This window comes from Pseudofrankia sp. DC12 (genome assembly GCF_000966285.1).
Taxonomy (GTDB): Bacteria; Actinomycetota; Actinomycetes; order Frankiales; family Frankiaceae; genus Pseudofrankia.
In genome coordinates this window covers 3718104-3733122 of sequence record NZ_KQ031391.1, presented here as the reverse complement: position 1 = coordinate 3733122, position 15019 = coordinate 3718104, and the positions used below count along the sequence as shown (strand labels likewise).

Here is a 15019-nt window from a genome sequence, read left to right as displayed (position 1 = left end):
AGCGCCGACACGTACCGTACCTAACAGAGCCTAACAAAATCTGGGAAGCCTTACAACATCGTGTTAGGCTGACGTCAGGCTCTCCGGGAGGCTACGGCATGGATGCGGACGGACTGGCCGAGATCGTTGTCTCGCTTCGCCGGATCGGTCGGGACGACGCAGGCCTTGAGGTCAAGCTGGCCGCAACCGACAAGCTACCCAGCGAGACCATGCAGACACTATGCGCATTTGCGAATACTCCGGGAGGCGGCATCCTGATCTTGGGTCTCGACGAGGCGCGCGGGTTCGCGGCGGCTGGCTGCGAGCATGCCGCGAAGCTCGCCGCGGACCTCGCGGGGCTGTGTCGGGACGGTCTCGTTCCGCCGCTCATGCCACTGATCAGCCTTCCGGAGTTCGAGGATCAGACCCTTGTCGTCGCCGAGGTGCCGGAGCTCGACCCGGCCGACAAGCCCTGTTACCTCCGGGGCAAAGGGCAGCCTAACGGCTCGTACATCCGCATCTCGGACGGGGATCATCGACTCACGTCGTACGAGGTAAGCCAACTGCTGATCAACCGAGGCCAGCCAATTTTCGACATGGAACCCGTCGAAGAAGCAGGCGGAGTCGATCTGCACGACGAACTCGTCGCGGACTATCTGCGAGACCTCCGCCGGTCCCGACCGGCCTTGGCCCGCCGGGACGACGAAGATCTACTTCGCCGCTGCGGAGTGCTGGTAAGAAGTGCGCTGGATGACCAAAGGCTCGTACCGTCACTGGGTGGACTGCTCGCTCTGGGCCGGGATCCACAGAGTTTCGACTCATTGCGCGGATGCGCGATCACGGTGACCGCGTACCCTACGCCACGCAAGGGCGAGACCGGTCCAGACGGCCAGCGATTCCTGGATGACAAAATCCTTGAAGGCCCGGCGCCGATTCTTCTCGCGGAGGTTTTTGACGTCCTGTACGCGCGCATGAGCCGGAGCGGAATAGTGGAGGGCATCGGCAGGGAAGATCACTGGGAGTATCCACTGGAGGCTCTTCGGGAAATCTTGGTCAACGCCGTGGCCCACCGCGACTACAGTCCAATGTCCCGGGGGACGCGCATCCATGTAGAGATGTACCCCGATCGCCTTGAGGTAGTTTCACCGGGCGGGCTCTTCGGGCCCGTCACCATCGACCGGCTGGGAGACGAGAGCATCGCATCCGCTCGTAACCGGGTGCTCGTCGACATCCTCGAAAATGTTCGTTTCCACCGCGATCGAAGGGCCCTGTGCGAGGGGCGGGCGACCGGTATCCCCACGGTTCTCAACAGCCTGCGTCAGGCAGGGCTCGTGCCCCCCAGATTCAAGGACAACATAAGCGACTTCCGAGTCATCGTGCCAAACAGGGCCTTGCTCGACGAGAGCACCCGCGCCTGGCTGTACTCTCTGGGTCAGCCGAGCATCTCTCCGACACAGGAGATGGCCCTCGCGGTACTTCGGACTGGCCGGGCGCTGACGAGCGACGAGTACCGCATCGAACTCGCGGTGGACAGCAAGGTCGCCCGTCGAGAGCTGGGGGATCTCGTCCAACGGGGTCTGGTACGGACGGTCAACCAGCGCCGATGGGCAAGGTACGTCCTTGACGACGCGGCCGAGGATCCACACCCAACACTTTTCTCTGAACTCCTTGGGCACGAGCCGCGTCACCAACGCGCAAGAGCCGCCCGCGACAGGGAGACTCGCGGGTCCGCCACACGGAGACAACGTGTTCTGGAACTCCTGGCCGTCGAGTCGCCCCTGACCCGCGCGGAGATCGCCGTCCGCCTTTCCCTGGGCGATCGGCAGGTTAGTTATGAGCTGACCAAGATGATCACCGAGGGCCTGGTCGCCAGAACAACCGAAGCCTACAGCGACCCGAATGCCGCGTACCGCCTCACCAGACCGCCGGCATGATTTCCACACCATTTCTCGGAGCAGGCCGGCCTGATCGAGAAGTCGCGACGACACGATCGCGAGGATGTCGCGCTCAGGCCGTACCTGCGGGGAGGCGGTACCACTGCGGTTGCGGACTCGCTGATGATCGTCGAGCGGACCGGCCGCGCATCTCTGACTCGTGGCTGTCGCCCGGTCACAACCGGGTGCGCTCCGCGGAGCGGGCGTCCTGGACGAGCGTTCCGCTGCGGAGTACGCCCGCCATCGCGCGGTCGCGCCAGGCGGCGGTGGAGTCGTAGAGCGCGGCCTCGGTGTTGACGGTGGAGATCAGAACGCCGCTTCGGTTACGCGGCAGCCGTCCACTGACGAGGCTGTCGGCCCGGACGAAGAAAGTGCCCCAGCAACTCTCCCGAGCGGAGGAGTTCGGACAACTGACCGGTTGGGCGAAACTCGTTGAAGCGGCCGGGTGCGGCCTGATGGGACTCAGCGCCTGTCCTGAATCTTGGCTGGTGTAGGCCGGGTGTGTCCTGTTCTGGTCTTTGCGGTGTGGCGGCCGCGTGGGTGGTGTGGTCGGGTGGTCAGGGTCACGATATGGCTCACCCGCCCGGTTTTTCTTTAGCGGAGTCCACGGACGTGGTGTACGGAGTGTGATCGTCTAGCGACTCGCCGGATGTGACGGTGCGTGACATTGGACGGCCAACGAACCGATCTGCCGAACTGCTCCCGGTCCGAGACCGGGTGTTAGCCAGGGCTGCGGCAAGATAACAGTCCGGATTGATCAAACTACGCTTCCAGTCTGGTCGGGCCTGGAGAAGTACTTTGAGTTGATCCGGAAACCCAGTAACCACAGGCGGTTCACGTCGCTGCCGGCCTATCCGTGCCGACCGAATCCGACTACCTTGAGTTGCCATACGCTACCGCGAGTGATCTCGCCGCAGCCCTGGGTGTTAGCAAGGTCTGGCCACGGTGGCGGCCAGCCAGCTGCGCGCCGATTCTCGCGCAGCTGTTGGCCATCCCATCGATCAGGTGTACTCGAAGTGGAGTTCGTGGTCGCCCCACCATGGACGGTGGCGGCGGGGATGCCGGATTGGCGCGAAATAGGTAAGTAGGTGCGCATTGTGTCCCGCCGCGCCGCCCCAGGGCTGCGGCAAGATAACAGTCCGGATTGATCAAACTACGCTTCCAGTCTGGTCGGGCCTGGAGAAGTACTTTGAGTTGATCCGGAAACCCAGTAACCACAGGCGGTTCACGTCGCTGCCGGCCTATCCGTGCCGACCGAATCCGACTACCTTGAGTTGCCATACGCTACCGAGAGCGGTCTCGCCGCAGCCCTGGCGCCGCCCCTGCCGCGAACCTGATGCAGTTGCCGGATCCGCCCCCTACTCGTCGCGCTGCCAAGTGAAGCGGACGGAATCACCACCGCGCAGGCCACCAAGGTCACCCAGACGGAGAACGTCCGTCATGATGCCCAGAAACTTCGCCTTGCGGAAAGTGAGTTGTTGTCCTTGGCCCGTCTGGTTCGCCCACAGGCTATTGCTGGCGATTACCCCCTTTCCATCTGCGGTGATATCCCAGCTGTTTCCCGCGCCGTCGGGCATGTTTAAGATTTTTTTCCAGCCTGAGGAGTTGTAGCCGAGCTGCAGCTCGAAGACGACGATCTGGGGATCCACCGAACTGCGGATGATGTTCCAATTTATGAGATCGACTGGGTCCTCGGTGCCGAATTCTCCGCTGTCCTGTTCCGACCAGCGGGCAGGCGGGAGCGGACCCTCGCAGGGGTGTGTGGTCGGGATGATCAGATAGATTTGGCCGAACCAGATCGCGGGCCACGGAAGCGTCAAATATACGCCGCATCCGCGATCCACCCGCTGGATCAGCCAAGCCTGTGCGCCGAAATAGGCGGAGATGACGCCGGTGACGAGCGCCGCGGGAGCTGTCACTCCGCCCGCCGCAAGGGCACCGGTAACCAGCCCTCCCGAACCGCCGAGCGCCTTGGCGCCGCTGGCTACTCCGTCCACCTCGTCGTGGTCGAAAACGAATACCAGGCCGGCGCCGTTGACTGCCACGCTAGCCATCGATATCCCCCCAGTTAGGATCGCCGTCGCCACGATGTCCGAGCATGAACGGGCGAGCGATCGCGTAGTGGATTCCCCCAACAGGAGCTGGGGGATCTTCGGGAGCGCCCGGCGGACGTTCAGCAGGTTGCGCACGCTCCTCGGGCGCCTTTCCCTTCGGCGGCAAGAAGTAGTGACGGTCGTCGGGATTGAACTCGTGAACTGTTACCCGCACACCCTGGGGGAAGGCGACACCCTCCTGCTCAAAGGCCGACTGGGCGTCCGAGAGCATCAAGACTCGAAAATCGTCGTCCACCCAGGCCCTGCAGACCACACGATCAAATGCGGCCAGGTCGTAGCCGTAAAGTGCCCGTTGTTCAGATCCGGACAAATGATTTCATCTCCTTCAGTCGGCTGTGCCGCCCGGCACCGGATCAGAGGTTTGTGCTGGCTCCAGGAGTCGCAGCAGTTCCAGCCAGCCGGAGAATCGCTGCGGCTCGGTCGCGTCCGCCTGCGTTATCTCCCCTTCCACACCGTTGCTGGTATGGCGGATCTCCACGACGAAGCGCACCTGACCTCCCCGGTATTTATCCGGTCGAGTGGGACGCTAGAGGCCGGGACCCCAGGGTCGCATCAGGGATCAACCCAGGGTCCGCCTAGGTATTGGTGAGCCTGCTCGCGATCTGGTCTCGGGAGGTCACCTGGAGCTTGGTGTACACATGGCCGAGGTGGTACTCGACGGTCTTGACACTGAGGACCAACTCCCGCGCGGCCTGCCGATTGGTCAATCCCCGGGCGACCAATCGGGCCACGGCCTGTTCCTGCGGAGTAAGACGGCTTGGGTCAGCGGCTTTCCTACGTGCCGGTGAACGGCCGCAGGCGGCCAGTTCTTGCTCGCATCGCTCCAGATGCGGTCGTGCCCCGAGCCGCTCGAAGATCGCTTGGGCCGCCTCCAACTGAGTTCCGGCCGCACCGCGTTTGCCGGCACGTCGCAGGTACGCTCCGTAAGCAAGCCGGAGGACGGCGCGCTCAAACGGCATGTCGACCTGCGCTGCGTGGTCTAGGCCGACCGTGAAGGCGCCTGCTGCGGCCACGGTGTCACCGCGGGCGGCAGCGAGATTGCCGCGCGCCCGCGCTGCGGCGGCCATGGCCGAGTGACGCCGGCGATCAGCGGCCTCTGCCTCGAAATCACCGAGCACGAGCTCCGCACGGTCGAGGTCGCCAACCGCAACGAGTGCGTCGACAAGAAGATCCTTCCAGCAAATCAGAGCGGGCTCGTCGATGCCATCGCCGTGCTTCAGATGCAGCAGCGGCTCGAGCGCCGCGATGACGCCCTCGGGGTCGGCACGGACCCGGGCCAGCTGCGCGGTGGCGGCGGCGGCGTAGGCACCGGCGATAAGGTTCCCTGAGGCCACTGCCATGGCGCGCGCGATTTCAGCGTGTGTGCTAGCCTGCTCCCATTCGCCGCGCCCGGCCAGCAACAGCGTTGCCGTGGCGTGGCACAGCGGTGCGAGCCAGGGCTGGTCCGCGTCTGCCGAGATCGACATCGCGAGATGGTTGTGGAAAGCGGCGTCGTTCCAGAGGCCGAGCCGGTATTCAGCCTCACTTAGCAGGTCCGCAGCTGACAAGCGGAATACCACAGAGCGATCGTGACCGGAGGCGAGCACCCCAGCGAGGTCTTGCCGGGCCCCGGAGAGGTCGTCGGTCCAGATCCGCAGTAATCCGCGGCCCATCAGCGCGTCCAGCTCGAAGTCTGACGCGACTGCTGGGTCCGGCGCGGTGCGCAGCGCGGCGAGCGCGGCATCGGCATGCCCGCTGATACCGAGGCCGGCCAGCCGGACGAAGCGGAGGGTGTCGGTGCCGCTCTGCTCCGGCGCCAGCCGCAGCGCCAGGTCGGCCCATTCGACGGTGCTCTGCCCGCGTGCCCGCATGACGCACAGCATCGCCATCTGCGCGGCCACCTTGGTGGCGAGTACCGGCTCCTTGTCGGGACTGCATCGCTTCCAGGCGTCTTGGAGAAGCGCCTCGGCCTCGGTGAAGCGGCCGGCAACCAGCGCTAGGCGTCCCAGGACGTAGCTGCGCCACGTTGTGGACGGAAGAAGGGTGCGCAGCCGCATGCTCATGTCGGCTGAGTCGACGATGTCGCCCGCGAGGAGTCGGCACTCGGTCGCCTCCAAGGTGAGCTGCCCAAAATGGGCTCGGCTGGGGGCGAGTCGGGCGGCCGTGGACAGGTGGTCTGCGGCTGCCCCGGGGAAGCCGTTGATCGCCTCCTGCCGTCCCACTCGCGCCAGGTTCTCGGCAAGAGCGGCGTCCGGGCCGCTGGCCGCGGCGGCGCGGTGACGAAGCCGCGTATTCTCGTCCTCACTCAGGCCTGCCGCCCGCCTGTGTAGGGTCGCGCGGCGGGCAGGACCAAGCTGCTCGAAGACGGCGGCACGGACCAGCGGGTGCGCGAATCGCACCGACCCCCGGCCGGGCTCCTCGACGAGAAGGCCGGCCCCGATCGCTTCCTCCAGAGCGGGTAGCGGCTCAGCGAGCTGGGCGACTCCACTAGCAAGGTGGAGCGGGCAGCGTGATCCGAGCACGCTGGCGGCCGTGACCAGTTCCAGCGCGTCGGGGCTGCATTCGGCCAGCCGGGCGAGCACCAGCAGGGCGAACGAGCGGGGGGCCGGCAGCGGCACGTCCGTGTCGTCGAGGGTATTGGCAGAAAGCTGTTCGAGTAAGGCACATGCGTGTAGCGGATTGCCGTCGGTATGGGCATGCAGCCGCACAGCCGCTCGCGCGGACAGCGGTACGGCACCGAGCTGGGCACCCAGGGAACGAAGTTCGCCAACTGTGAGCCCGACCAGGGACAACCGCAGCATATGGCGCCGGTCGGCGAGCAGGCGTCGTAGGCCCTCCGGCAGGCGCGAGTCGGACATATCCCTACTGGTGATTAGCACCAACACTTGATCGGTGTGCAGCCGGCGTAGCACGAAGGTGAGCGCCACCAAGGAGAGGCGATCGGCCCAGTGCGCATCATCGACGACGAGCACAACCGGCCCCAGTCGCTGAACCTCGCCGAGCAGGCCTATCAGCGCGGCACCGGCCAGCAGCGGGTCGACTGTGTTCCCGCCACCCTTGACCGCCGCGGCGAAAGAATTTATAACTGCGGTCGGCACGCGGCTGACCAGCTGCGTGACAACTCCGAACGGCACTCCATCCTCGTTCTCGTCGCCGCTGGCCCAGAGCACGCACGCTGCATCAGCGGCGTCGAGGAATTCGTGGACCAGGGCCGTCTTGCCGATCCCCGCCGGCCCCTCAATCGACGCCAAGCAGGACTGCCCCGCCCGGGCTCGCTCCATCAGGAGGCGAAGGCGGGCGAGTTCGGATTCGCGGCCGACAAACGATTTCCGCATCGGTCCGTTCGTGAGCCATAGATCAGGCCGATCCGCACGGCACACTTTAGGTAGTACTCTCGCGCAACAGATGCCTCCGAAGTCGCAAATCACGCCGTCGGGCTACAGGCTATGGCTAAAGAGAGCAGTCCAAGGGCACTTTGCGTAGGTAGGCCAGGAGTAACTGGCTGGTCAGGTTCTGGTTTGATCTTGGGCTAGCTGGTTGCGGGCATCCAGGGACGGCCCTCCGGAACAGAGCAATCCACGGAGGCCAGGAGCCAAGCGTGGATGAGACGCGGGAAGCGCTGAGGGCCGCAGACGAGATTATGGAAACCGCTTCCCCGCGCTCGGCACTGCTTTAGGCGCACTCTGATCCATCAAATCCAGACCCGAACGTCACGATGGGTGTTCATGACGTAACGGATCGTCCAAATTCGTTCCTTGTTTGTCCGACTTGCTGGTCCAGCACCATCCCGATCAGCAGCGCAAGCGGGTCATTTGTCAGCAGTTTGTCGGCTTCGTCGATCTGGCTCAGATGCAGTCCCACGGCCCCACCGTAGCCGACCTGAGCGTAGCGCCCGTCGCGCCGCAGGTCAGACAGCCGCACGGCGATGGTGTTCTGCGCGGTCCGTGGCATCGGCCAGGTCCAGTTGCCGATGACTCCCGACGGCTCCCGCGGTAACGGTCCGGACGGTCAGCTGAAGATTCGGTCAAGGTGATGGTCAAGGATCGCCGCAGCGGCATCGGGCGTGTAGAGGCCGACTAGCAGTGGTCCTACCAACCCGTGCGTAAGCCAGAACAAGGACGCCGCTTCCTGTTCGGCATCGAGGCCCGGACGCAGCTGGCCATCGCGGGCCGCTGCGCGCAGGTGCTGGGCTGTGACGTCGAGCAGCCCCCGCAGGCCCTCGCGCAGCGACTCGGCGTAACGAGGTGTGACAGCCGCCCTGGAGTAGAACGCGACCGAGACGGCCCCTTCGGCCCGACTGTCCTCGTCCGTGGGCAGGAGCTCGGTCAGCACCGCGCGTGCCAGGTCACGCGGAGTAGGTTCCGGCAGGCGCGCCAGCCGCGTTCCGAGACGGCCGGCAACCCGCTCACGCATATGGTCCAGCGCGAACAGCAGCATCTCGTCCTTGGTACGGAAGTAGTGCTGGACCATCCCCATCGAGACTCCGGCCTCGGCGGCGACGTCACGAAGGCTGATCGCTTCCACACCACGGCTCGCCGACACCCGGAAGACGGCCTCCGCGATAGCGCGACGCCTCTCAAGCGAGTCCACCCGCTTCGGCACTACGACCCCCTTTGGCAATGCGACCGCATTGCAATAACATCCCGCCACCCATAGCATGTCAGCTGCATTGCCAAGAGCCCCAAGACCTGGACGACCGCCCGAGGAAGGCCGAGATACCCGTGACCACGCCCTTCGCCCGCAACGGCGACGTGAAGATCGCCTACGAGACCTTCGGTCCATCCGACGGCGAGCCGCTCCTACTGATCATGGGCCTGACCTTCCAGATGCTCTGGTGGCCGGACGGGTTCTGCGACCAGCTCGCCGAGCGCGGGTTCACCGTCGCTCGCTTCGACAACCGCGACGCGGGCCTGTCAACCCACTTCACATCCCCGGCCAGCGGCACGGTCCGGACGCTCCTGGGACGGCAACGCGGCCCGGCCTACCGGATGAACGACATGGTCACTGACGCCACCGCCGTCCTGGACGCACTCGGCTGGGACTCCGCCCACCTGCTGGGCGAGTCCCTGGGCGCCACGATCGCGCAGATGGTGGCCATCCGGAACCCGGACCGGGTTCGCAGTCTGGTCTCGGCGATGGCCGGCGGCACCGGGGGCGCGATCGGCAACCTGCGCAACGTGAAGATCGGCACGCTGCTCCGGCTGGCCCGCAAGAAGTACGACGACACGCGCGAAGGCGGCGTACAACGGCTGATCGACACCTACACAATCATGTGTTCCACCGGGCACCCGGTCGACGAGGAGTGGGTGCGCGTCACAGCCGAGCAGTCCTGGGACCGTGACCACGATCCCGGCGCGACCCACCGCCAACTCGCCGCAAGCCGCACCGCCGGTGACATCCGTGCGCGGTTGCGACAGCTACGCGTGCCGACCCTCGTGATTCACGGTGAGGACGATCCGTGGATTCGTCCGCGAGCGGCTCATGCCATCGCCAGGGCGATCCCTGGCGCCCGGCTGGTCGTCTACCCCGGTATGGGACACGAGTTTCCCCAGCACCTGTGGGCCACCATCGCTCGCGATGTGTGGGAGGCATGCCAGTCGACGGCGCGACGCCCGTCCCCCGAGAAGGCCGGTGGAAGAAGCACTCCACGACTGGTCTAGGCCGACGTAGTCAGATGCTGGAAGGGGCGGAGCCCGATGCGGACAGACATGCACGACACCCTGACCGCGTTGGGATCGTCAGCAAGGCACCACCACGGCCGGTACGCCACCCGCTTGAACCAGGCGGGTGATGTCCTTGGGGTCGCTGGTCAGGATGCGGTCGCCCGGACGGGCGAGCAGGACGACCGTCGCGTCAACCACATCGGATGTCCCGGCCCGGCCGAGGAGCACACCGGCATCGCGGCCGGTCCGTTCATCAACGGCGCGCACCTCCACCGCGCGCAGCAGGCGGGCCAGCGCGGCCTGTCGCCCGGCGCGATCCCGCCAGACCTGGGCGACGACAACGGCATTGCTCCGTAGGCCGATGTCCCGCTGCTGCGCGATCCGGAGCCGGGCGACCATCTCCCGATCGCCGCGCTCGACGGCCAGGAGCGCGCCCGCATCGAGAACGAGCGCGCTCACGCCGCCGACTGATCCGCGCGCAGGCTCAGCTCGCGCTCGGCCCGCGCCAGCTCCTCCGGCGTCAACGCCGGATTCGTCGCCTCCCACGAGTCGAGGAACTCGGCGAGGGCATCGGCTCGAAGTTTCGCGGCAGCCGCGACCGCGAGCCAGGCCGACAGCCCAACGCCAGCGCGCCGGGCGGCGTCCCGCACCGCGTCGCCCAGATCGCCGTCGAACGAGACGCTCAACTTGTCAACCTTCACGTCTTCAGAATACCAGAGTAGCAACTACTGCGGTATGTCGTCTCGACATGGCTCGTCGACCATGTCGGGCGGGAGGGGGCAGGGCAACCGTCAATGATCGCGTTAAGGGCGTCGCAGCGTTTCGTCACGCGACGGCGGCACTGAGGCGATGAGAACAGACCGACCGGCACAGGACGGCGTCCGTCATCTGTTCCTTGTTTGTCCGATCTGCTGGTCCAGCACCATCCCGATCAGCAAGGCCAACGGGTCGTTGATCAGCAGCTCGTCCGCTTCGGCGATCTGACTCAGGTGAAGTCCCACGCCATCACCGTAGCCGGCCCCGGGAGCGAGGCGCGCCTGCCACCTTGACCTCAAGTTCGGTAGAGGTTCTAGCTCCATGACGGCATCGCCCCGCATGAGTACGTGGCCGCACTCAACGTGCTACGACGCCTGATCGCGAACCTCGGCGGCGACGCGGATCTGCCCTGAAAGAAAGCCTTTCTTCTTCCTGGGTAGCGGGACGCCCCGCCCCGATCAAGGAGCCGTTGGCGGAGCGCACCAGGACACCCACCTGGACAGATCAACGCTCCGCAGCCGCCCGAGGTGGCATGATCATAAGGTGATCGTTCGCTCGGCCGTCGCCAGTGACGCCGTCGGGACGCCGCTCAGCTGAGCAGACTCCGGAGCAAGATCACGATGAAGCAGCACAATCACGGTGCGGGCGGAGTCCTTGTGTCCTGTCGAGCGCGCATCGCGTCCTGTCGAGCGCATCGCGCGTGAACGCACCTGCGACGCGCTCGCCCAAGCCGTCACGATGAGCGGCGGAGGACACGCATCCGGCGTGTCGTAAGGGGCTCGCCGCTGGCCATATCGCCGCGCCGTCGACGTGCGGACCACCAGCTACAGCGTGCCGCACGGTAGGAAGCTCCGAGATCCCGCGGTCCCGTATCGTTGGATCACAGGCATGGCTCGCGGTACATGCCGGTGGCACTCGGTCCCGAGGAGGTGCGATCATGGCGACGAGTAAGGCGATGCTAGGCGCCCTGGGATTCGCATGGGACCGGTCCGCCGTACGCCGGGATATTCCACGATTCTCGGTCGAGCGCGCCGTCTGGCGGTTTCACCGCTCGCTGCCGGAGTACGTGTGGGATGCCGCGGTACTTGAGGGAAACCCTTTCACCTACCCCGAGGTCCAGACGCTCTTGGACGGGATCACGGTCGGCGGGCGGAAGATCAGCGACGAACGTCAGATCCTGAACCTCGCGGAGGCCGCGAACGAGCTCGCCCAGCTCGTCCGGACGCACGAGTTCCGGCTCTCCAAAGAGATCTCCGACAGGCTCCAGTTCCTGCTCGCCCGAGACGAGGCGCTGGAGTCAGGCCATTTCCGCGGCGAGGGACAGGAGACACTCACCCCAGGCGTCAGCCTCGGACAGCATGGCCGCTACCTACCACCCGCCACCGAGCGCGGCGGCGAGAACCTGCGTCGCATTTTCTCTCAGGGCCTGGAATTCCTTTCAACCGAGATCGACGCCGAGTTCGAGCAGGCGATCGCATATTTTCTCCTCGGTTCGCTTCAGCAGTTCTACTACGACGGCAACAAACGCACCGCGCGCTACATGATGAATGGCCACCTCATGTCCCATGGCATGGATTCCATCAGCGTCCCGGCCGCCCGTCGCAACGAGTTCAACACCCAGATGGTGGACTTCTTCCGACGCAAGGACGGCACGGGGATGTTCGGTTTTCTGACGTCCTGCCGACTCGCCGCCGATGAGGGGGTCCTACCGCCAAGCGGTGACTAGGAGCACCCGATGTCAACAAGGTGCATATCAAGATCCTAGCCACGTCGCGCTCAGGTGCAGTCCTACGGCACAACCTCAGCCGAGCGTCGCGAATCCGATACCAGGCCGGGCCGGCCCAGTGGCTCGCGCCGGTCGTCCACCACGCGATCAACGCCCTGCCAGCTGAGGTGTCGAGGACAGTGTCGTGCCGTGGCGGGTCACACCGTGCGGCGGCGGGTCACGAGTGTGACGCCGGGCTTCACGCCGGAGCAGGTGACGGCATCGACGAAACGTTGGAGGTAGATCATGCCGCGGACCTGTAAGGACGAGGCACCACTGCTGGTGGACTCACCCGTCGTCGAGGGTCGATATGTCGACCTTGACGCGAACATGCAGGCGCAGCCTGGGCACGGTGAGTGAACGATGAGTCCCGACGAGACGACCGCCCGGGAGCTGGCCGAGAAGCTTGTGGTGTTCCTGGAGACGAACACCCCGCCGGACGGCCTGTTCACGCCGGACGTGCTCTGTGATCTGAACGTGCCGCAGTGGCGGCTGCAGGCCCTCGGTCTGGAGGAGTCGGTCGCGCTACGCAAGGCCGGGCACCCGATGTCAGGCCGGGTTCCGCGCTCCCGCCTCGATGTGACCAGCGGCGGCTTCCTCCTCGAGGTCGAGGAGGAATGGGAACAGGGTGGGGACACCTGGTACTGCCGCGAACTGATCAGAGCCGACGTGACCGACGGCGCGGTCAGCTCCGTCACCGTTTACTGCACCGGAGACTGGGATAGCGCGCTGGTGGCCCGGCATACGGCCGAGGTGCGCCTGGCCCGGCCCTGACGGCCTGCGCCGATCCGCACCGGGCGGTTGACGAGGTCGAAGCGGCGGATCGGCCGCTCTACACTCTCGGCCATGAGCAGGTCGGCCGTGGACGGGGCGCGGAACGACTCCGCCGCCACGCCGCGGGCAGCGGTGCCGTCCTCGGCGGACGGCACCGCTGCCCGCGGCGAGGATGACGTCGACGTGCGGCGGGCGTCCTACGTCGAGGCGTTCACGGCGGCGCGAACGGCGGGTGACGTCGAGGCCATGGCCGCGGCGGCGCTGGGGCTGCCGTCCACTCAGCGGTTCGGCAGCCATCCGGGACAGCTGCCGGCACTGCTGCACGAGGCGTACGCGGCGGCCGTCGCGCCTTCGACCCGCTGCAGGCTGGCCGCGGCACTCGCCCGCACCTGGGTCTACGGCGGCGATGCCGGCCGGGCCGGCGGCTTCGCTCGAGACGCCGAACAGCTCGCCACGGACCTCCGCGACCCGGTCCTGCTCGCAGATGCGCTCGACGCGTCACTGTCAGCGCGCTGGGGGCCCGACGACTACCGAGAACGGGCCAGGCTCGCGGCCAGGCTGGAGGACGTCGCCGCGCACCAGACGGATTCGGGTACGCGGCTGTCGGCGCACCTGTGGCGGCTGACCGTCGCCTGGGAAGCACTGGATGTGATCGCGGTCCAGCGGCAGCTACGGGCCATGGACGTCCTGGCCACGGAAGCAGCCGCGCCACGTTGTGCCTTCTTCGCCATGTCCCGCCGAGCCATGCACGCCCTGGCCACCGGGAACCTGACCCGTGCCGACGATTTCATCGCCCGGACGCGCGAGCTGGGCGCCTCGCTCGCCGAGCCGGACCGGGAGGCTGTGCTGCACAGCCTCGCCGCTGACCGCGCCCTGCAGGCCGGTGACGCGGAGGCGCTGCGGCACGAGGCAGCGGCATTCGAGGCGTACGGGACCAACGAGGGCATCCCATCGGTGACCGCCGAGGCGGCCGTGCTCTGGCTGGAAGCCGGCGAGCCCGACCGTGCCGAGCGGCTGGCCCTCCAGCTGGCTGGGCCCGGCCTGCACACCGTCGCCAGGGACGTCGACTTCCTGCTCACCGTCGGGTGCCTGCTGCAGGTCGCCGCGGCGCTGCGGCTCGACGATCTTTGCGAGCAGGGTGTCACGTTGCTGGAGCCGTACGCCGGCCGGGGCGTCATCAACGCCGGGGCGGTGACCTTCCACGGCGTCGTCGACGACTATCTCCACCAGGCCTGCCGTCGACTGGGCCGGCCCGATGCCGCCCGGTGGAGGCACAGTGCCCTGTCCGCCTACCGGCGGGTCGGCGCCGCATGGTGGGCCGGCCGCCTGGCGGAGCCCGGTCCCGTGGCCGGTGACAGGTACGTCAGCGGCCCGAGCAAGCCTGGCACCGCGGCGCCCGCCCGCCCATTTCTCGTGATCCATCTCGAGCCGGGCCCCGCGGACGTCTGGACCGTCGGCCAGCCCGGCGCGACCGTCGCGATGCCGGGCGTCAAAGGGCTGCACTATCTGCGCCATCTTGTCGAGCGGCCCGGCCAGGAAGTCAGCGCGCTCGTCCTGTCCGACACGGTCACGGGTCACGCTGGCGTCAGCATCGGGGATTCGGACGCCGGCGAGATTCTCGACGCCCAGGCTCTCGCGGCGTACCGACGCCGGTTGTCCGAGATCGACGCCGAGCTGGCCGAGGCGGACGCGTGGGCCGACCCGGTACGGCTGGAGCGAGCACGCCTCGAACGGCAGGCCCTCCTCGACGAGCTGGCCGCCGCCACCGGGCTCGGTGGACGCCGCCGCCGTGCCGGCTCCATCCGGGAACGAGCCCGTGTCGCCGTCCGCAAGGCGATCGTCGCGGCCGTCGACCGCATCGACCGGATCGACCCCGAGGTCGCCGGGCTGCTGCGCGACACTGTGCACACCGGCACTGCCTGCCGCTACGACCCTGACCCGGGCCGCCCGGTCCGCTGGGTCACCGGTCGAGGCAGCACCATCACCGAATCGAACAGCTGACACGGACCGTTGCGGCCCGAACAACCTCCGGACCTGAGACTCTGGGCAGCGCGG

At 66.8% G+C, this 15019-nt stretch carries 12 protein-coding genes and 2 pseudogenes; 5 read left to right on the top strand and 9 right to left on the bottom strand.

Going from position 1 to position 15019, the window contains the following annotated elements; genetic code table 11:
* Positions 1–98: 98 nt before the first annotated feature.
* On the top strand, positions 99–1913 hold the full coding sequence (locus FRADC12_RS14790) for an ATP-binding protein (protein WP_045877094.1): 1815 nt from the start codon (positions 99–101) through the stop codon (positions 1911–1913).
* A gap of 1358 nt (positions 1914–3271) precedes the next feature.
* Here FRADC12_RS14790 and FRADC12_RS14785 read toward each other — a convergent pair.
* From FRADC12_RS14785 to FRADC12_RS14770, 6 genes and pseudogenes are all read right to left on the bottom strand, one after another.
* Positions 3272–3958: a hypothetical protein gene (locus FRADC12_RS14785; RefSeq protein ID WP_157488866.1), complete on the bottom strand. Its 687-nt coding sequence runs from the start codon at positions 3956–3958 to the stop codon at positions 3272–3274.
* Between the two features lies 1 nt (position 3959).
* The gene (locus tag FRADC12_RS31325; RefSeq protein ID WP_157488865.1) at positions 3960–4337 is read right to left on the bottom strand and encodes a hypothetical protein; all 378 of its coding nucleotides are present in this window, start codon (positions 4335–4337) and stop codon (positions 3960–3962) included.
* Positions 4338–4352: 15 nt separating this feature from the next.
* Positions 4353–4517: a hypothetical protein gene (locus FRADC12_RS31320; RefSeq protein WP_157488864.1), complete on the bottom strand. Its 165-nt coding sequence runs from the start codon at positions 4515–4517 to the stop codon at positions 4353–4355.
* Positions 4518–4602: 85 nt separating this feature from the next.
* Entirely contained in the window at positions 4603–7341 is a 2739-nt protein-coding gene (locus tag FRADC12_RS14780; protein ID WP_045877092.1) for an ATP-binding protein, read from the bottom strand.
* A gap of 430 nt (positions 7342–7771) precedes the next feature.
* A pseudogene (locus FRADC12_RS34350) lies at positions 7772–7867 on the bottom strand (HhH-GPD-type base excision DNA repair protein); the annotation flags it as partial.
* A 147-nt stretch (positions 7868–8014) separates the two neighbouring features.
* On the bottom strand, positions 8015–8665 hold the full coding sequence (locus FRADC12_RS14770) for a TetR/AcrR family transcriptional regulator (protein ID WP_084011343.1): 651 nt from the start codon (positions 8663–8665) through the stop codon (positions 8015–8017).
* Positions 8666–8727: 62 nt separating this feature from the next.
* On the opposite strand from FRADC12_RS14770, the gene FRADC12_RS14765 reads away from it, so the two are divergent.
* The gene (locus FRADC12_RS14765; protein ID WP_052710922.1) at positions 8728–9666 is read left to right on the top strand and encodes an alpha/beta fold hydrolase; all 939 of its coding nucleotides are present in this window, start codon (positions 8728–8730) and stop codon (positions 9664–9666) included.
* A 78-nt stretch (positions 9667–9744) separates the two neighbouring features.
* Here FRADC12_RS14765 and FRADC12_RS14760 read toward each other — a convergent pair whose 3' ends face one another.
* The 3 genes and pseudogenes from FRADC12_RS14760 to FRADC12_RS34920 all read right to left on the bottom strand — a co-directional run.
* On the bottom strand, positions 9745–10128 hold the full coding sequence (locus FRADC12_RS14760; RefSeq protein WP_052710921.1) for a hypothetical protein: 384 nt from the start codon (positions 10126–10128) through the stop codon (positions 9745–9747).
* Positions 10125–10355 (bottom strand): hypothetical protein, encoded by a 231-nt coding sequence (locus FRADC12_RS14755; RefSeq protein ID WP_198152908.1) that lies wholly within the window; start codon positions 10353–10355, stop codon positions 10125–10127. Before FRADC12_RS14755 ends, FRADC12_RS14760 begins: the two co-directional genes overlap by 4 nt.
* 219 nt (positions 10356–10574) lie before the next feature.
* A pseudogene (locus FRADC12_RS34920) lies at positions 10575–10670 on the bottom strand (HhH-GPD-type base excision DNA repair protein); the annotation flags it as partial.
* 692 nt (positions 10671–11362) lie between these two features.
* On the opposite strand from FRADC12_RS34920, the gene FRADC12_RS14745 reads away from it, so the two are divergent.
* From FRADC12_RS14745 to FRADC12_RS14735, 3 genes are all read left to right on the top strand, one after another.
* Entirely contained in the window at positions 11363–12151 is a 789-nt protein-coding gene (locus FRADC12_RS14745) for a Fic family protein (protein WP_045877087.1), read from the top strand.
* A 402-nt stretch (positions 12152–12553) separates the two neighbouring features.
* Positions 12554–12964: a hypothetical protein gene (locus FRADC12_RS14740; RefSeq protein WP_045877086.1), complete on the top strand. Its 411-nt coding sequence runs from the start codon at positions 12554–12556 to the stop codon at positions 12962–12964.
* Between the two features lie 87 nt (positions 12965–13051).
* Positions 13052–14965: a hypothetical protein gene (locus tag FRADC12_RS14735; RefSeq protein ID WP_045877085.1), complete on the top strand. Its 1914-nt coding sequence runs from the start codon at positions 13052–13054 to the stop codon at positions 14963–14965.
* The last annotated feature ends 54 nt before the right edge of the window (positions 14966–15019 follow it).